The following is an 18,400-nucleotide window of genomic DNA, read 5'->3' as shown; positions in this document are numbered from 1 at the left end:
TAAAGTAGAGTGGACTCTGTTTTTTCGTTTTCTCACATCCACTATTGTACTTGAAGATTTCTCTTATGTCTACAATTTTCTTCTCCTTTTTCCTCCTATACTCAACAACGCTGCTGCACTTATCGCAGCTAAAACCACATACACAGGAATTTCTCTCTCAGAGCCGTCTCCTGTCTTTACTCTCCTTGGCGGGCTTGGCTCTCTTACCAGCCTCACAGTCTGATTCTCATCCTCCCAATCTTCATGACTCACAACTTCTTCTCCATTGTCCGTCATATAGAGTTTCTCGAATACCACCAGCTCCTTTTCCTCCATCCCTTTACTTTGAAAGGTAAATTCTACGTCAATACTCCCAGAGGGCTTCTTAGGCTTAAATACCCGCTCTGCCTTAACAGGCAGATCAGCAATTACCAGTGCCTCTCCCGTATTCTTATCCATAACCCTGCCCTCCATCCGATATTCTGTATCCGGAATTAAGTTTTGATACTCCACTTCGTCTGTAAGGGTCACCATGTCCTTAATCACCAATTCCTTATCATCATTTTCCTTATCCCTGGCGCTGGTCTTGATGGATGGGAAATAGATGCTCTGTTTTGTCTCCTCCAAATCCTCATGGCTGGCAACCAAAACATCTTCATATTCAAGTCTTTCGTAGAGCACCGCTGTTTTCCCTGCAAGAGATGCTCCACTCAAAGAAAACTCCACAGGGATCTCTCCCTTGGTTCCCTCTGCCGTAAATGAAGCCTCTGCCGTAACCGCCTCCCCCTTATCATCCTTCAACACTTCTCCGGTCTCATAATCCATCAAAACACCTTTCACCCTATACTCATTTCCAACCAGAACATTCGAGTAATAGACCATATCTGTAACGCCAATCTTTTCGTCTGCTTTCGCCTGATGGGACAAGGTCTCATCATCCAATGCCGTTGTCCAAACCTTGGGGAAATGGATGGTCTGCGCCTCATCCTCCATATCCTTATGTATCGCAACAACCGTCTCCTGAAACCAGGATTGCTCCATTGACAACTCCTCGAACACTACAAACGTATGTCCTTCCAGTCCCTTTCCCGCAAAACAGAAGGACAGCTTCACAGTCCCTTGGGCTTCCTTTGGCACAAAGGTCATATCTGCACGAATCTCATTTCCGTCCGCGTCCAGCGCCGGCTCCTTCGTCTCCAAATCCATCAGCGTACCTTTCAGATGATATTGGTGCTCTGGAATCAGATTCCAGTAGGATACCGTATCCACTATCGTTACTTTCTCAGAAGCCATCGTCATATTCGTTTTTGTCTCCTTGTCGGCAGCCTGCGTCTGAATCCTTGGGAATTTCACTGTTTGGGGCTCATCCTCAATATCCATGTGAACGGCAAGACTCTTTTTCTCCGTAAATAATTCCTCAAAGGCAACCGTCACTTTTCCTGCCAGCACGCTGCCGTCGAATGTAAATACCACAGTCTCATCTCCTTTCGCCTCCTCTGCCGTAAATTCTTTCTCTGCCCTTATCTCCTTTCCCTTGGCGTCCGTAAGAGGCTTGCCTGTGGACTTCTCCATCAGCATTCCCGCTATCGTATATTTTTTCCCTGGAATCAGGTTCTCATAATGTACAACGTCTTCAATCGTCACCTGCTCACCGGCAAATGAGATGCGCTCACCTGTCTTAGTATCCTTGGCGGTCGTGGCTATAGACGGAAAATGGACGGTCTGTTTTTCATCCTTCAGATCCTTATGCTCTGCCACCTTATGCTCCTGACACAGCAGTTCTTCATAGACCACCACCGTCCTTCCTGCCAGTTCTTTCCCGTCAAACCGAAATTCTACCTGTACGCTGCCATCCTTTTTGTCAGGCGTAAATACCGTCTGTGCAGTTATGGGCTTCCCATTTCTGCCTGCCGCTTCCTTCTTCGTCTCGGCATCCATCAGCGTGCCCTTAAGCACATACTCCCTTCCGGCCAGGAGATTCTCATACTCTACATCATCAATCAGTATCACCTCTGAATCTGCCCGCGCCATTCTCATTCCGGTAGCCTTGTCACGAACAGCCGTACCAATCTTAGGAAGATAGATGGTCTGCGCTTCATCCTCCATATCCCGATGTACTGCGACAGTCACATCCTGAAACCAGGACTTCTCCATGGAAAGTTCTTCAAATACCACGAAGGTACGCCCCGCAAGGCCATTTCCCGAAAACTGAAACGTTAATTCCACGGTTCCGTCTTTGTCTTTGGCCGTAAATTTGGTATCCGCCTGAATCCTCTTTCCCTTAGAATCAACTGCCGGTTCCCCCGTCTTCTGATCCATCAGTATCCCCTCCAGGCGATATCCGCACCCTGGAATCAGATGTTGATAAGAAACCCTGTCCACTACCCTAATCTCGTCGGACGCCATAGTCAGATTCATTCCCGACTTTTGGTCCGCTGCCTGCGTCCTAATCTTGGGAAATTCTACTGTCTGGGCCTCATCATGAATATCCGCATGAATAGCGATACTCTTTTTCTCCATAAATAATTCTTCAAAAGCAACTGTTGTCTTTCCTGCAAGTATACTTCCGTCAAACTCAAACACCACAGTCACATCGCCTTTGGCATCCTTCGCCGTAAATTCTTTCTTTGCCGTAACCTCTTTCCCCTTGGCATCCTTAAGGGATTCTTTGGTAGACTGATCTTTCAAAACGCCCTGTACCGTATACTTCTTACCTGGAATCAGGTTCTCATAATGCACCACGTCCTCAATGACCACCCTCTCATTGGCATAAGCAATCCCTCTGCCGGTCTCCCTGTCTGACGCCCTTGTTTCCAGCGAAGGAAAATAAACAGTCTGCCCCTCATCTTTTGCATCTTTATGTTCTGCAAGCAATTTCCCGCCACACAAAAGTTCTTCAAAGATAACATAAGTATCCCCCGCAAGGCTGCTTCCGTCAAATCGAAAGGTCACCTCTGCACTTCCGTTCTTCTTTGACGGTACAAATACAGTCTGTCCGGTAATCGGATTCCCGCCGGCGTCTACCGCTGCCTTCTTCGTCTCTGGATTCACCAGTGTTCCTCTCAGCAGATATTCTCGTCCCGCCAGAAGATTCTCGTATTTCACCTCATCAATTAAAGTCACTTCCTCATCCGCACGGGAAACCTGGGATTTTGTATCACTGTCATACACTTTCGTACTAATCTTTGGAATGTACACAGTCTGGGCCTCATCCTCAATGTCATGATGTACTGCATATTCTTTATTATCCTTCTCTAAAGTCTCAAATGCTACTAGAGTTTTCCCTGCAAGCTTCCTCCCCCCAAACCGAAATACTACCTCAACGGTTCCGCTTGCCCTCTTTGCGGTAAATGTTGTCTCTGCTTCAACTTTACTGCCATTGTCGTCAAGAACGGCGCGTTTCGTGTCCTTATCCATTAAAATTCCGGTAATCTTATATTTCCGTCCAGCACGCAGATTCTCGTAAGATACCGTATCTACAATTACCATATCTTCGTCCGCCTTTGCAGCCCCGCCATTTGTTTCATAGTCAACCGCCCTTGTCCGAATCTCTGGAAAATGGATGGTCTGGGACTCGTCATTAATGTCCGCATGTTCAGCCAGTTTTTCATTCCCAAGATACAGTTCTTCATAGACAACTACGTCATTTCCCTTAAGTCCAAAAGCATCAAAGGTAAATTCCACCTCAACTTCTCCATTGGAATCTTTGGGAGTGAAGGTCTTTGTCACGACAACAGGCTCCCCGTCTTCATCCGTGACCCTGCGTCCTGTCGTCCGATTCATTAACGACCCTGTCAGACGATAGGTTTTCTCCTTCTGAAGCCCAATATATCTTACCGTATCAAGCAGCGTCACATCCCCCGCCGAGGCATAATGGGTGCCCGTAGCTTCGTCCTTTGCCGTCGTCTCAATAGCTACGTCTGCATTCTCCACATTCCCCAGATTGACAATGTAATTCGCCTTTGTGATGGTAAATGAACCGGAATACAGAAATTTCCCCTCATTGGCAGCACATTTTAATTCTTCGATGGTATAGGTATCATAGGGAAGCGCGCCCACACCATCATCCACCAAAACATTTCTTCCGTCTGCATCCAATCCAAACCACAGACCGTCCCCAGCCTGCCCGCCGTTGGTCCGGTAGCTGTGAGCGGCATAAGCTGAGCTTGAAGAATAATGCCCGTTCTCATCTGTCATAATCACATGGGACTCCTTCGTTGTCTTAGACGTAATCCGAAAAGGTACTCCTGCAATGGGTCTTTGGGTGTTCTTGTCAATCTTGGTCAATTCCATATCTGCGCGGATTACACTGTCCGCAACTGTGTATCTAGGACCGTCCTCGACAATCCCCTGATTACCGCTTTGGATAATCTGAGCGACATGCACCCTTTCTTTTTCCCCGCTGTTACCCGTAATGCTCAGATAAGAGCTGTCAAGCTGATACCCTGCCGGCGCTTGTATCTCCTCCACGCTAAGCGTCCCAAGAGGCAGAATAACCTCCTCCCCGACCTGATAAAAAGCATCTCCGGAAACCTTGTCCGGCCTTTCTTCTACTGCGCTTCGGCGTGCTCCTTTGCTGCCTTCTAAAGCAGCGGCCTTGATTACCCAGGAGCGGGTAGCCTTTGCCGGAAGGTTCCCCTTCGTGTAGTGGCCGCTGTAGAAATTCACCCGAAATCGTGTATTTTCCAGGGATGCCGCGCCAAGAGCTTTTGCCCCCTTTGTCTCCCTATCCACCTTATAGATCAAAAGGGCTGGCGCAAGAACCGGTTCGTCACTGACCTTAAGCTCTGCCGTCTGACCTGTCGTAACCTGAATCGGATACACCTGAGAATCAAGGGCATAACCTTTAGCAGCCCTAATCTCCTTCACATAATATGTTCCCTCATTAAGTGTCGCCGTATCTGAATTGCCGGCTGTATCCGTGGTCAGCACAGCCGCCTGCTGTGTACATCCACTGTCACGAAACACGCCATACTGTGCTCCTGCAAGGCTGTAGCAACTGTTTCCATCCGTAATTCCCGTATTCGCTGAAGTTTTCTTAAGTCTGGCATATCCAGCCGGATTCCTTTCAAGCCATACAATATCCTGGTACTTATCATCCCCTGTATAGACGATATAGGCTGTGCACTGTCTCAAACGGTTTTGGAACTCCTCATAACCGGACTCCTGCATCAAGCGATTCAACTTTTCTTCCATACTCCGTATATTTGCAGCCATAAAGGGCCCAAGTCCTTTAAGCGAACCCATATATAAAAAACCGATTAGCGCATGGGCAAAGGCATAGACATTGTTTTTCTCCTCCATATAAATTGACTTCCCATATTCCTCATACATCTGCGGGTCACCGCCAGGCGCAATCATCAATGCCGCTTTAATCAGGTCGTTGTTAAGCACCGAAACTTGGTAAGTCCCATTAGGCGGACTTAAAGTAGGCTGGGCGCAATATCCTAAGAATTGCCCAGAACCGGTAGTCACCGAGAATTCGCTTGTCCCCCATTCCCCGTAATTATGGACAGCTCCCGCTTTTATTACAACGTCTGAGCCTGACGCCAAACGGCGCATACGCCCTGCCGCCTGCTCTCCTACACGTGCACTCCTTTCAGTATCCGTTTTTTCACTGTCTTTTCCCCAGATATAACCCTCTGCCCCAAATCCATACTCTCTATCCGGCGTTTCTTCTGGCTTCTCCTTAGGCGTCTCTGTAAAAGCTTCTTCCTGAGTATTTTTGTTGATTTCCTCAAACTCCGTATGTACAACGATAGACTTCTCTCCCATAATAAAAGAAAAACGGTATTGTTCCCCAAGTCGGTCATCTTCTTTTATTTCTATCTGTAAATCTTCTCCTGTGAGGGCATCCAACATCTGAAGCTTTCCAAGGCTGTAACCATCTTCAGGCTCTGCCTCCAGCGTAACCACATCTCCCTTTAGAAACAGGTTCATAGTCCCGTCAAAATCTGCAAACCTCACCTTACCGTGCTCTGTCTGCTTAAGCTGAACCGTCTGACCATTCGTTTCCATATCTGAGGCAGCCGCCCTCCCCACATAGATTAATCCAGTGGAAATACAGATCATCAGCGCCAGCAAAAAAGAAAGCCCTTTTCTTATTCTTTCCATACATGATACTCCTTTCTATCCATTCCAAAGCAAGGGCATCTACAGTCACTTTCAGCTTTGTTTCCCTCAGACAGAACCCTTCCCTCCTTTCCAAACATATTTTTTTTAATCTTGGGATTTGCTTCATTCATGAATTTGAAGCTTTCAGAATTATTAGAATGTAAGACTCTTGATCGAACTTAAAGAATAGGTCCAACTAAAATGATATAGGTAAAACACGCTATATAAAAAATAATTCCTGGGAATACAAGAACTGATAAGAACTATCAGTCTCCTTCTAAACGACTGCTTTGCGGACAGTCTTCTGCTGTCCGCGCCGCTGCTTGGTAAAATATATTATAGCAAATTAATCCAATCTGTCAATGCCTATTCAAAAAAAGCAGAATTATTTTCAAAACACCTCCCTACAGAGCTTCTCCATCTCATCATGTACTGCCGCAATTTCTCTCTCATTCGTCATTGCCACAATAACATCCCCTGTCCTAAGCTTCGTACTTCCCCTGGGAATAATCTCATCAGAACCTCTCTGCACCGCCACAATCAGGCAGTTTTTCGGCCACTCAATCTCTTTAATTAATGCCTCCTCAAGTCTTGAGCCCTGAAGCACAACAAAATTCTGCAATACCTTTTCTCCGTGGTCCACAGCCTTTTCCTCCCCCCGCTGCTCCAATATCCGTTCCAGAAGACTCTCATAAATCGGCTTCGACCGAAGCAGGGTTGCCACCACGTACGCCACCACAGAAACGATGGACAGCGTCATCATCTGGCTTAGGGACCCTGTCATTTCAAAGATTAGAATAATGCCAGTCAAAGGCGCGCGCACAATTGCCGCAAAATATCCCGCCATTGCAAGCACAACAAAATTATTGATGTACATCATATCCAACCCCATATAATGTACGCCTACCGTCGCAAACGCACCGCCGATAAATCCGCCTAACACCAACAGAGGAAAAAAGATGCCTCCCGGCGCCCCAGAGCCAAAGCAGACCGCCGAGAAAATAAACCTTCCTACCAGAAAAAATAATATGGTTCCAAGCATGACGTCCTCAGTCGTCAGATAGTCAAGCAGCGCATGTCCGCTTCCAAGAAACTCCGGCATGGTAAACCCAAGGACGCCTGCACATAAAAACGGAATCATAAGCTTCTTGGTCACGCTTAAGCCTTTTGCATTGCGGTAAAATGACTGCACCTTTAAAGTAAACCAGTTATAGAACGCCCCAAGGGCTCCAAGCACAATTCCTAAGAGCAGAATCATTCCGTAATATTCCGGCGGCAGCGGCCTGATAATTTGAAACTGAAACACAGAATCCACTCCCATAACCGTGGAAGCCATGAAATCAGCCGATAAGGAGGCAGTCATAACCGACACCAGTACTGATACAGAAAAATTCTTATGCACCTCCTCCAGTGAAAACATCACCCCTGCCAACGGCGCATGAAACGCCGCCGCAAGACCTGCGCTGGCGCCGCAGGTCAGGAGATACTTTTCCTCCGTCACTCCCCGTTCCATTCCTTTGGAAACGCCTTTGCCTACCATTGCCCCTAACTGGATAGACGGGCCCTCTCTCCCCAGAGCCAGACCTCCTAAGAGGCACAAGAAGCCTCCAAGAAATTTCGCAGGAAGAACCCTCCACCATCTCTGATCAAGTTTTCCTGTCATCTCCCCCTCAAGCTGGGGAATTCCGCTGCCTGAAATCATTGGCTCATACTTAAGTAGCTTTCCTACCAGCCATGCCAGCACAAGAAGGACCAAAAACCAGCCTGCAATCCGAATAGGCTTCCCTTTACAGAATTCCAGAAGCATATTCAGCCATTTCCCTGCATATTCCAGAAACATTCTATACAGGACAATGACCAGTCCTGCAATGCCTCCCACTACCAATCCCTCTCCAATCAATATCATCTGAAATTGTTCAGCGCGCCTTATCGTACTGGATGTATCTTTCTCCATATCTCTCCCTCCATCTTCCGTATATTACTCTCTCATTTCTATTATACAAGAAGGAGTGTAATTATCCAGAGTTTTTTCTGCCTGCCCAGTGGAAATCAGCTAACTTTTCCTTGAATCCCGCCTTCATACAAGCTATACTATGTGAAGGGAATCGACAAATATCGATTGCCAATCTATTTTACAGAAAGGATTTATATACCATGAAAATAATGATCGCATCTGACATTCACGGAAGCGCTTACTATCTAAGACAATTACTGGAGCAGTACAAGGCAGAACAACCCGACAAGCTGCTTCTTCTGGGAGACATCCTCTATCACGGACCAAGAAATGATCTTCCCAAAGGCTATGCTCCAAAAGAGGTTATAGACCTTTTAAACCCTATGAAGGAAGATATCCTGTGCGTGCGGGGGAACTGTGACACGGACGTAGACCAGATGGTGTTGGAATTCCCAATCCTTGCGGACTACTGTATCCTATACGAGCAGGGACATATGATATTCGCCACTCACGGACACATTCATAATACCGCCAATCCGCCAATGTTAAAGAAGGGCGATATCCTGCTTCACGGACACACCCATATCCCTGTGGCAGAAGATTTTGACGGCAGATACTACCTGAATCCTGGCTCCATCTCCATCCCGAAGGAGGCAAGCGAGCACAGCTATATGATGCTTGAAAAGGGGGTATTTACATGGAAGACTCTGGCCGGACAGTCTTACCGACACTTTGACCTGGAGAATGGATTAAAAAATGAATCGGAATAAGAACGCATTTGCCAATGGGATACGGGACGGGATTCCCATTGCCTTAGGTTATTTTGCAGTAGCGTTTTCACTTGGAATTGTAGCAAAAAAGGCTGGATTAAACCCCTTTCAAGGATTTCTGTCCAGTATGTTGAACCATGCCTCCGCAGGGGAGTACGCCGAATTCACCGTGATTCTGGCGAATGCGCCTTATATTGAGATGGTCTTCGTCATTCTGGTAACTAATATACGGTATCTGCTGATGAGCTGCGCATTGAGCCAGAAATTTGATCCTGTCACCTCCCTTGCACATAGATTCCTGGTGGGCTTCGGAATAACAGACGAGATTTTCGGGATCAGCATTGGCAGAACCGGAAGGCTGAACCCTTATTATAATTACGGCGCTATGGCTGTCGCGCTGCCAAGCTGGGCTATGGGTACTGCCATAGGGATTGTGGCAGGCAATATTCTGCCGCCCTCTGTTGTCAGCGCTTTGAGCGTCGCATTGTACGGAATGTTTATAGCAATCATTATTCCTGCAGCCAGAACTGATAAAATCGTCGGCGGTGTGGTACTCGTAAGCTTTGCCGCAAGCTTTGCCGCATCAAAGCTTCCTCTGTTTTATCACATGTCCGACAGCATGAAGATCAGCCTGCTTACCGTAATCATTGCCGGACTTGCAGCCATATTATTTCCGGTAAATGATGAGGAAGACAATCATAGAGCGGCTGATTTGGATAAGGAGGCGGCAGAACATGACCCATAATATCTACATTTACATACTGGTGGCAGCGGCAGTATCCTGCCTAATCCGCGTGCTTCCCCTGACGCTGATACGCGGAAAGATTAAAAATCCTCTTATACGCTCATTTCTCTATTACGTGCCTTATGTAACGCTTGCGGTCATGACCTTCCCTGCGATTATCACGGCGCCTCAGATTCCAGTTGCCGGAATTCTGGCTTTAGTTGTGGGAATTATTGCTGCATGGAAGGGCGTCAATATGATGGGGATAGCTGCTCTTTGCTGCTGCGTCGTGTTCGTATGTGAGGCGGCGTCTGCATATCTTATGTAAATAAAGGGGATGCCGCATTATCCCAAAGCGCCATCCCCTTCTATTATATCACTCGTTCTTCATTACAGACAAGCTTCATATCTTCTTCTCAAAATAAGCATCAATCTTCTGCTTAATCTCTGCCGGCTTCAAATATTTCGCCAGATATCCATCCGGTTTTAACGATACCAGCTTCCTCACAGTCCCTGGGTCTGTCCTGCCCGTCAAAAAGATAATCGGAATATCGGCAAACTCCTCCTCCGAGCGGATCATCTCCAATACCTGCTTTCCGTCACAAACCGGCATCTCATAGTCCAACAGCACCAGGTCCGGACGGTCCAAAGCAATGGAGCGGAAGGCAGACATTCCAGAGGATGCCATGGCAATCTCATAATCCTCGCACAATAGCTGCTTCATCCCCTGACGTATCGTCATGGAATCATCTACTATCAGTATCTTCTGCCTCTGTGGTATATCTCGCTTCTTGAGATATTCTTCAACCTCTGCCATGGCGTTCTCCACGCCAATCGGGGTTGCCGCGCCTTTATCCAGCATATGAGGCGCTATTACGCAATAGGCAAAGTATCCCTCCCCTGTATCGAACAACAGACTAACCTGCATCTTTTCCTTTTCAAACACATCCTGGAACTGCTCATATGTAAGAAGGTTTTCTTCCTTAATCTCACATCCTTCTGCATCGGGCAGATGCTCCATTACACGCTTTACAAACTGATGCGCCGTAAATCTGGTAGCATTGACCAGCATGGTATCCAGCTTGTTCGTCTCTATTCCCATAGCCTTTCCAACTGTGTTAATTAACAGCTTTTCTTCAAATGCCAGAAAAATCTCTCTATTTTCTTCCTCCTGTTCCATTCCGTAGACCAGGCGGCAATACAACCCTCTCCCAAACTTCTCCCCGCTGTAACCATCGCTAAGCACATGGGACTCCAGATGAAACATATCATATACCAGTTGAACGATTACCTTCTTCATAGCCTCAAGTTCTTCTTCCGGCAGAAGATCTATCCACTTGCTCATCCCTTCTCCCGTAATCGCACGATCCTCTGTCAAGGTATGCCCAATCAGCCATCCTGCACAGACGCCTAAAAAATGGTCAACCGAATTCTCGGAATAATTCGTCTGTTCCAGCTCCTCCTCAAGCGCAGGCAGCATCTTCTTGCGGAAGCCTTCATGCAGATGTCTGTGGGCGGCATATCCTTCATACCCGATTGACTTCATGTAATTTTCTTCTTCTAAAAAATGCTTCATCGCATGGTCCTTGAAATACTTAATCCCTTCCTGACATGCCCACTGACTTTTCTTCTCCTCTTTCCCAAATGCAAACAACTTATTGATAATCTTAAACAGTCTCTGATGCTCCTTGTCAATAACGTCTACTCCGATATTGTACTCTTCCTTCCATACTAATTGGTTCTCCATATGAAATCCTCCTTTTCCACAGATGTATTCTAATAATTTCTGTGGAACTTCATTCCTTTCCTAAATTTGCAGACCATCATCTGCTAAATGTTGCTTTTCATATAAAGCAGTAAATCTTGAAAAATACTATCTTCGCAAACAGTCTTCCCTGTCTGTCAATCTTTACTATACTACGTATAGTAAAAAATATCAATGTGTATTCCTATACACGTTCATCACAACTACCCTCCTACACATTCTATGTCATTCATTTTATCTCATTCAATAATTATTTTCAATAATGCTTCCAAAAGTCTCTCCGTAAATCCCAATTAACCACGTCAACTAGAGCTGAAACAAATCGTAGAATTTCCTCGATGCAGAATTTACAGAGATTTCATACGGTCACTCGTCACTAACAAGGGCATCCGGACAAACGGAGGCTCTTTTCTTTTTTATTACATCGTCCTGTGCTCCTATGCAAATTACAGGTCATCCTACCGCCGCACAGAAACTATGACTTAGGAAGTTTGAGTTAATTACTGATTTTGTAGTTCTTAGAAATTATGGTGGATTATTTTTTATATTCCTGTTATAATATACAAATCATAATGAAAGGAATGTAAGTTAAAATGAAGTTGATATTTAATCGTTCGGTTAGCGTGATTCTTTCTGCCGTTATGCTGTTTGTGAGCGCCCTTTCCTTGAACGGCTGCGGCGTCAAGGATAATTCGCAGACACTGGAAACGGCTACAACAATTGCAGAAACCACTCAAGCGTCTGACGAACCGCAGCAAAAGCGAAAAATCATTATTGATACCGACACCGCGGGCGACGACGCCTCCGCGTTGATTATCGCGGCAAAAGCTAAAAACATTGATATTCTTGGCGTGACAGTTTCCGCAGGAAACGTCAGTCTCGATCAGGCAGTCAAAAACGCGTTGATGACGCTGGAAATGGCGGGCAGCGACGCCCCTGTTTATGCAGGCGCTTCTACTACATATACCGGCAAGGAACGTGAAACCTTCAGCGTTTACGGCAAGGATGGTATGGGGGATCAAGACCTGATTCATCCCACGCGCAAAGCTGAGGATAAGGGCGCTGTTGATTTTATCGTTGAAGCGGTAAAGGCGAATCCCGACGAGGTGGAAATTGTCGCTCTCGGTCCCGTCACCAATCTTGCGCTCGCATTTGACAAAGATCCCGAAACGATGAAGCGCGTCAAGAAATACTGGTCGATGGGAACCGCGGGCTTTGGACCTGGCAACGCAACGCCTGTTGCGGAGTTCAATGTTTATCATGACGCCGAGGCGTACAAGGTGCTGGTTGATTCGGGTGTGGCGATTACGGCAATCGGCTTCGATATGCTTCCTGAAGAAACTACTTTTTCCAAGGAAGAGCTTGACGAGCTGGAGAAAAAAGGCGGACTGTCGGAATTCTTCGCCAAAGCCTTCAGCGGACTGATAGAATTTAATACAGAAACAAGAGGCTTACCGATTGCCGATGATGCCGACGGAGTCGCTATGGCTTGCGTACTGTGGGACGATTATCTTAAAAAGACCCAACCCTGCCACGCAAGCGTTATGACGGACGACAATGAAGCGTACGGGCAGGTAATTCTGTACAAGGAAGGTTACGGCTACGACTCTCAGATAACCTTTGATAATTACAACTTCTATGTTGCTACCGAAACAGACAGTAAGATATTTAAAGAAAAGCTTATTGCTCTTTTAGATGAGTGATAGTTTATGAAAAGAAGATAATTATGATTGAGGTGCCCCCTTAAAGTTGGACTTTATTAGCGAGACAGTTTCGACTGCCTCGCTAGTTTTATGCAGCCGGAATACTGAGTCTGTATTGCACAGGACTCATCCATCCCAGTTTCTCCTTTATTCTTTGTTCATTGTAATACTTAATATATTTTTCTATTGTAACCTTTAATTCCTCGTAACTGTAATAAACAGTACCGTAATATCTCTCCTGTTTCAGCAACCCGAAGAAGTTTTCCATGACAGAATTGTCATAACAGTTGCCTTTCCGTGACATACTCTGAAAAATCCGTTCCTCCTTGAGCCGATGTGCGTACGCTTTCATCTGGTATGCCCATCCCTGATCGGAATGGAATGTCCTGCGGTAAGGGCAGTCAGCGGTTATTTCAATTGCTTTATTTAAGGCGTTCTTTACATTACATTTACTGCGGAAGGATGCCTGTCAATCCCATAGCTTAAAATCTCACCGTTGTACATATCCATAAAAGGATCAAGATACAGCTTATGCATTGTCATATGCCCTTTGGGATCCACTTCATAGTATTTGAATTCCGTTGTGTCTGTGGTGATCTTCTGGTGCGGTATATGCGTATGGAATCGTCTCTTTATCCTGTTTGGAGCGATAGTGCCAACCCTGCCTTTGTAAGAACTGTATTTGCGGCTCTTTCTGGTAAAGGAAGTTACCTGAAGGTTAAATTTCTGCATGATCCGCTGTACTTTTTTCTTATTAGCTACAATTCCCTGATTCCGCAGTTCACCATACACGCGGCGGTATCCATAATCCCTGTTGGCTTCATGGATCTCCATGATTTTTTCTTCTATCCTGCAATCAGGATTTTCCCTGTCAAATCTTTTTTGCCAGTACATATAGGTTGCTTTTGGAATACCAATTACAGCGCGAATGTCTTTCAATTTGAACTCTCCCCGGAGACTGTGGACGATTCTCGCTGTTTTTTCAGAAGAGTTTTCTCCTCTAAACGCAGCCTCCTCAGTTCTTTTAAATAAGCATTCTCTATCCTTAACTTGAGAAGCTCATCCTCAAGCTGCTTTACATGTTCGGCACTTGTGTCAACTGGTGTCGTTTCTGTCGATTTATTACTTGTTTTTTGTCTGATGCATTCAATGTTTTTTTACGTCCCTTCTTTTTGGGTCTCAAAGCATCAGAGCCAGCAATCCTGAAATCATTAACCCATTTGGTGATCAACGCACTGTTTCTGATCCCCTCAGAAAGAGCCAGCTCCTGATATGATAATTCGCTTGATAAATATAACTCTACCACATGGAGCTTATCTGTTTTCGGGAACGCATTAATCCTTGATCACCATATTTCTCGTAATTATGAACCCAATTAAGCGCCTGCCTTCTGTTGGTTACGCCATATTTTCCTGCCAGATAGGTGTAACCACCCTCACCCCGCAGGTACGCATCTATTACCTGTTTCTTAAACTGAAAGCTATATTTAGCCATAAAATAAACCGACCTCCAATCGTTAGATTTTTGGTCTAACTTTTGGGGGTCGGTTCATTTACAAATCTATTTTGGAATCATCTAATTGTCCCCTAATGTAACTCATCGTTTCTTTTTTCATATATTTTTGAAAACCTTATTTAAGATAATCGAATTTATACATACCAGCAATGGAAGTCCGATATTAAATCTTGATACAGGAAGTTTATATTCTTTCCTTTTTGAGTTCTTCATATGCAATACGTTCTCTGGTAAATCCCTGACCATTCACCTCGTTAATCTGATTAATGGTAAGAAACGCAAACGGATCTGTTTCACAGACCATCTCTTTCAAAGCAAATAGTTTGTGTCTTGGAATCACACACATAACTCCTTTCTGTTCTTCACCGCTATATCCCGTCTGTATGTGAAAAAGCGTCACTCCGGCTTCTATGTCCTGCAATATTTTTTCCTGAATCTTTTTATACTCTCTTGAAATTATCATCACCTGCATAGAGACCTTTCCATTCGGAACAACTTTATCAATCACAACTGTTGCCAGAAGAGTCAGTATAATCCCATAAAGTATTTGCTCCATATCAGAGAAAGAAGCCTGTATGCCTAAAACCACAAAATCTACCATATACACCGTGACGCCGACTGAAAGGGAAGTTTTTTTGTTTGCTATCAGGGCAATAATATCCGTTCCCCCCGTCGATCCTCCGACCCTTACCACAATCCCCATGCTAACGCCTACAAGAAGTCCTCCAAAAATGGCAGACAACAGTATATTGTCTGTCATAGTTGTGATTCCTGGAATTTTCTGTAACAGTTCAAGAAATAAGGGATAGATAAATGTACTCAATAGAGTTTTCTTTACGAATCCTTTTCCCAGAATAAACCATGCTATGATAAGCAATATACTGTTCAAGCTAAAGACGATGATTGAAGTCCGAATTCCCCAAAAATGATTCCCGGCAATTCCCAAGCCGGTAGCTCCTCCCATCGGAATCCCTGCCGGAACAATAAAAGCAACCACGGCAAGGGCCAATATTGCATTCCCGGCTGCAACGCCCAATAAATTTATTAATTTTTCGCTGGTGTTCTTTTTCATTTTATCATCATCTCTATTTACTCCATCAGTACCGTTACATTGTCGAATTGGCCGGCCGCATCTTCGATCTTCGCTCTGTTTCCAAGAACGCAGACGGTTCCCTCTCCGGCAAAGCTCTCCATCACCTGACGCCTGTTTTTCAAATCTTCTTCCGACGCCTTTAACAACCCTTCTCTGACCTTTGCCCTGACCTGCGGTTCTTCCTGCCGCAAATACCAGGAATCCATTCGTTTTGCCTGTACATATGTTTTGGGAGTCCGGTCATATCCGGCAACTGCGCCAATCTTATAATTCAGAAGCTCCTGCTCTCCTAATTCAAGATCTTTCAGCCAACTTGAAGTGTTGCGGAAGGCTTCTATCGTCCTTTTTACGTTCGGATCTCGATAGGAGCTCATGGCCCAGCTTTGATTTGGGAGTACAGACATCTGGCAGCCGTAAGCCCCTCCTTCAGCGCGGATCTTTGCCCACAGATAATCGAAGCTCACCATTCTGCCAAGAAGATAATCCTCACCAGTATATTCCCCGATTCCTCCAAGCGCAACATAGGATACCTCCGACGGAATGATAAATGCCTCTGATTTCCCGGGAAGCAAATTGTCCAGATACCATCCGGGTTCCCTTTCCCTTGCACTGCCGCAGAACCCGGAAGCTGCGATCAACTGGCGGAAATCGCCGTAAGCTTTCTCTGTGCCTGTAAAACTCATCACCAGATTAGATTTACGGCAAAGCTTCTCCTGAATTTCCTTAAGTTCCCGGATCATCTGCCCCTGGTCCGCGTCAAAGTTCTTCAGAAGCTTTCCTAAGAACTGATAATAGTGAATTCCGTTATAGAGTTCCCTTGCCGCTCCTTCCGGTATATAGTGTGCGGCCGCACGTCCGGACGCATAGCTGTTCCCACTGGTAACAAATCCCCTTTCCAGTTCCATCCGGCTCTGCCTGATCCTTTTCAGAATAATCTCCGGATGCTCCAGAATGGTATCATACAGCAGCTCTTCCCCCAGTTTTACCGCTCTCATAAGATTCTGTTCCAGACAGCTGATATCCATCACAAATTTAAGCCTGACATGCCGGATATCATCTGTATTGGTGTACGCTTCCAGATAAGCCCTTATATTTCCAAGCCACATATTCTTCTCAATCACTAATTCTTCCAGGCTGTGCGTTCTCGTAGGAAGACTGCCCAGAAGTTCGGAAAACAGCTTCGCATAAGGAACTTTCTCCGGCTCCAGATCACTGATATCAAAATAGCAGCTTTGATATGCCACTCCTTTTGAAGGGATCTCTTGTTTCAAATATGTAATACCGGATTCTTCCTCTGCCCTTGTGAGCGGCTCCTCCTTCTTATGAAGCAGATCATCCGCAGACAGACCCGGCAGGTCTTCTGTCTCTTCTTCTGTCTGCATCTTCTCTTCGGCCTTTTCAAGAGGTTCCAGGGAAACCTCTGCCTCATGATCATTTTCCAGGAGGATTTCCCTCAGAAGTGACTCAAAGTATCCTTCCTTTACAAGGGTTCTCATTTTCCTATATGTTTCTTCAAATTCTATCATCTCGCAAGGTCCGGTCCCTTGCGCCCATCCGCCGGCAATATCCAGTACATATTCAATTCCCTCCGGCTGGCCCCCGCCTTTTTCCCTCATCCAAAATTCCAGACGGTTGATCGCCGAAACCAATAGATCTTCTCCTATTCCTTCTCTGCAAAGTCTGTCCGCCTGTTCTGTGATAACCGTTTTCAACCGGCCGGCAGTTTCTTTGTCCGTATTCTTTATTTTAACGGCAAGATAGGGCTGTCTGATACCATCCATGATAAAATACTGAATCTCCGGGATCCCAAGGCTCTGAATAAGCCCTTTCTTCATCGGCGCCTCGTCTTCCCCCATAATCGCCTGCATAAGGATATAGACTGCATTCATACGTTCCCGGTTGTCAAAATCACCCAGACTATAGGTGCATGACGCAAACACACCCTGATCGCCGAACTTCTCCTTATCATACAGCTTATTTCGGATTCCCTTTACGGGTTTCTGCAGCATAACCGGCTTCGCAGGTTCTGAGCGTTTCATTTTTCCCAGATAAACTTTGTCAATATACTCAAACAGTTGTTCCGTATTCATTTTCCCATATAGAACAATACAGCAGTTGGAAGCATTATAAAATGTCCTGTAATATTCCAGAAATTCCTCATAAGATAGCGCGGGAATCGTATCCGGAAATCCTCCTGAAACAAAACGATAAGCCGTTTCCGGAAACATTGCCTTAGACATTTCATCCTCTAATATACTGTCCAGGGACGAGAAAACTCCCTTCATCTCATTATAGACAACGCCGTTAATCTCCGGAGCTTTTCCGTCTTCACACTGAAAATGCCAGCCCTCCTGTTCGAAGATCTCTTTATCCGTAAGAACATTCGGACAAAATACCGCGTTTAGGTAAACGTCCGTCAGATTCATAAAATCCTTCTCATTCTCTGTACAAAAGGGATACACCGTATGATCCGGATATGTAATTGCATTGACAAATTCTGCCATGGAATGTTTCATCAGATTGACGAACATCGTTTTATCCGGATATCTGCGGGAACCGTTCAGCACAGAATGCTCCAGAATATGGAAAACTCCCGTGCTGTCCTTTGGTATGGTCCGAAATCCAACCAGAAAGCTCTTTTTAACGTCCTGATTGTCTATGACGACGACCTGCGCTCCGGTTAACAGGTGCTCCATCTGAATAATATCTCCTTCGACCTCCCGCACATACTTCTTTTCTTTAACTTCAAATCCATAGATTTTTTCCCCGATTTCCATATCCGT

10 protein-coding genes and 1 pseudogene are annotated in these 18,400 nt (G+C 45.6%); 4 read left to right on the top strand and 7 right to left on the bottom strand.

Going from position 1 to position 18,400, the window contains the following annotated elements; genetic code table 11:
* Positions 1-69: 69 nt before the first annotated feature.
* The 3 genes from GN277_RS05780 to GN277_RS05770 all read right to left on the bottom strand — a co-directional run bounded on the left by GN277_RS05780 (position 70) and on the right by GN277_RS05770 (position 8,047).
* The gene (locus tag GN277_RS05780; RefSeq protein WP_159750233.1) at positions 70-6,093 is read right to left on the bottom strand and encodes a VaFE repeat-containing surface-anchored protein; all 6,024 of its coding nucleotides are present in this window, start codon (positions 6,091-6,093) and stop codon (positions 70-72) included.
* Positions 6,081-6,224, bottom strand: coding sequence for a hypothetical protein (locus GN277_RS05775; protein WP_159750232.1), 144 nt, complete (start codon positions 6,222-6,224; stop codon positions 6,081-6,083). The genes GN277_RS05780 and GN277_RS05775 overlap by 13 nt, the downstream gene beginning before the upstream one ends.
* Before the next feature lie 260 nt (positions 6,225-6,484).
* Positions 6,485-8,047 carry a ClC family H(+)/Cl(-) exchange transporter gene (locus GN277_RS05770; protein WP_159750231.1) on the bottom strand — a complete coding sequence of 521 codons (1,563 nt, stop codon included), beginning with the start codon at positions 8,045-8,047 and terminating at the stop codon, positions 6,485-6,487.
* 200 nt (positions 8,048-8,247) lie between these two features.
* Here GN277_RS05770 and yfcE point away from each other — a divergent pair, with 200 nt between their 5' ends.
* The 3 genes from yfcE to GN277_RS05755 are packed head-to-tail and all read left to right on the top strand — an operon-like array spanning position 8,248 to position 9,869.
* Entirely contained in the window at positions 8,248-8,817 is a 570-nt protein-coding gene (yfcE, locus tag GN277_RS05765; protein ID WP_159750230.1) for a phosphodiesterase, read from the top strand.
* Entirely contained in the window at positions 8,804-9,562 is a 759-nt protein-coding gene (locus tag GN277_RS05760) for an AzlC family ABC transporter permease (protein ID WP_159750229.1), read from the top strand. Before yfcE ends, GN277_RS05760 begins: the two co-directional genes overlap by 14 nt.
* The gene (locus GN277_RS05755) at positions 9,552-9,869 is read left to right on the top strand and encodes an AzlD domain-containing protein (protein WP_159750228.1); all 318 of its coding nucleotides are present in this window, start codon (positions 9,552-9,554) and stop codon (positions 9,867-9,869) included. The genes GN277_RS05760 and GN277_RS05755 overlap by 11 nt, the downstream gene beginning before the upstream one ends.
* Positions 9,870-9,944: 75 nt before the next feature.
* Here GN277_RS05755 and GN277_RS05750 read toward each other — a convergent pair whose 3' ends face one another.
* The gene (locus tag GN277_RS05750) at positions 9,945-11,288 is read right to left on the bottom strand and encodes a hemerythrin domain-containing protein (RefSeq protein WP_159750227.1); all 1,344 of its coding nucleotides are present in this window, start codon (positions 11,286-11,288) and stop codon (positions 9,945-9,947) included.
* Between the two features lie 611 nt (positions 11,289-11,899).
* Here GN277_RS05750 and GN277_RS05745 point away from each other — a divergent pair.
* Positions 11,900-13,009, top strand: a complete 1,110-nt coding sequence (locus tag GN277_RS05745; protein ID WP_159750226.1) for a nucleoside hydrolase — start codon at positions 11,900-11,902, stop codon at positions 13,007-13,009.
* An 88-nt stretch (positions 13,010-13,097) separates the two neighbouring features.
* Here the strand turns inward: GN277_RS05745 and GN277_RS05740 are convergent.
* From GN277_RS05740 to GN277_RS05730, 3 genes and pseudogenes are all read right to left on the bottom strand, one after another.
* Positions 13,098-14,503, bottom strand: a pseudogene (locus GN277_RS05740) (IS3 family transposase).
* Between the two features lie 205 nt (positions 14,504-14,708).
* Positions 14,709-15,596 carry a YitT family protein gene (locus tag GN277_RS05735; protein ID WP_159750225.1) on the bottom strand — a complete coding sequence of 296 codons (888 nt, stop codon included), beginning with the start codon at positions 15,594-15,596 and terminating at the stop codon, positions 14,709-14,711.
* Positions 15,597-15,613: 17 nt separating this feature from the next.
* Entirely contained in the window at positions 15,614-18,394 is a 2,781-nt protein-coding gene (locus tag GN277_RS05730) for an insulinase family protein (RefSeq protein ID WP_159750224.1), read from the bottom strand.
* Positions 18,395-18,400: the final 6 nt, after the last annotated feature.

It is taken from the genome of Sporofaciens musculi, assembly GCF_009830285.1.
GTDB lineage: Bacteria > Bacillota > Clostridia > Lachnospirales > Lachnospiraceae > Sporofaciens > Sporofaciens musculi.
The sequence above is the reverse complement of the archived record's forward strand: the minus strand, read 5'-3'. Positions and strand labels throughout refer to the sequence as shown.

Coding starts and splice junctions, on each gene's coding strand:
- GN277_RS05760 (WP_159750229.1), top strand. CDS start 8,804: ATGAATCGGAATAAGAACGCATTTGCCAATGGGATACGGGACGGGATT.
- GN277_RS05730 (WP_159750224.1), bottom strand. CDS start 18,394: ATGGAAATCGGGGAAAAAATCTATGGATTTGAAGTTAAAGAAAAGAAG.
- GN277_RS05745 (WP_159750226.1), top strand. CDS start 11,900: ATGAAGTTGATATTTAATCGTTCGGTTAGCGTGATTCTTTCTGCCGTT.
- GN277_RS05735 (WP_159750225.1), bottom strand. CDS start 15,596: ATGAAAAAGAACACCAGCGAAAAATTAATAAATTTATTGGGCGTTGCA.
- GN277_RS05780 (WP_159750233.1), bottom strand. CDS start 6,093: ATGGAAAGAATAAGAAAAGGGCTTTCTTTTTTGCTGGCGCTGATGATC.
- GN277_RS05750 (WP_159750227.1), bottom strand. CDS start 11,288: ATGGAGAACCAATTAGTATGGAAGGAAGAGTACAATATCGGAGTAGAC.
- yfcE (WP_159750230.1), top strand. CDS start 8,248: ATGAAAATAATGATCGCATCTGACATTCACGGAAGCGCTTACTATCTA.
- GN277_RS05775 (WP_159750232.1), bottom strand. CDS start 6,224: ATGAATGAAGCAAATCCCAAGATTAAAAAAAATATGTTTGGAAAGGAG.
- GN277_RS05770 (WP_159750231.1), bottom strand. CDS start 8,047: ATGGAGAAAGATACATCCAGTACGATAAGGCGCGCTGAACAATTTCAG.
- GN277_RS05755 (WP_159750228.1), top strand. CDS start 9,552: ATGACCCATAATATCTACATTTACATACTGGTGGCAGCGGCAGTATCC.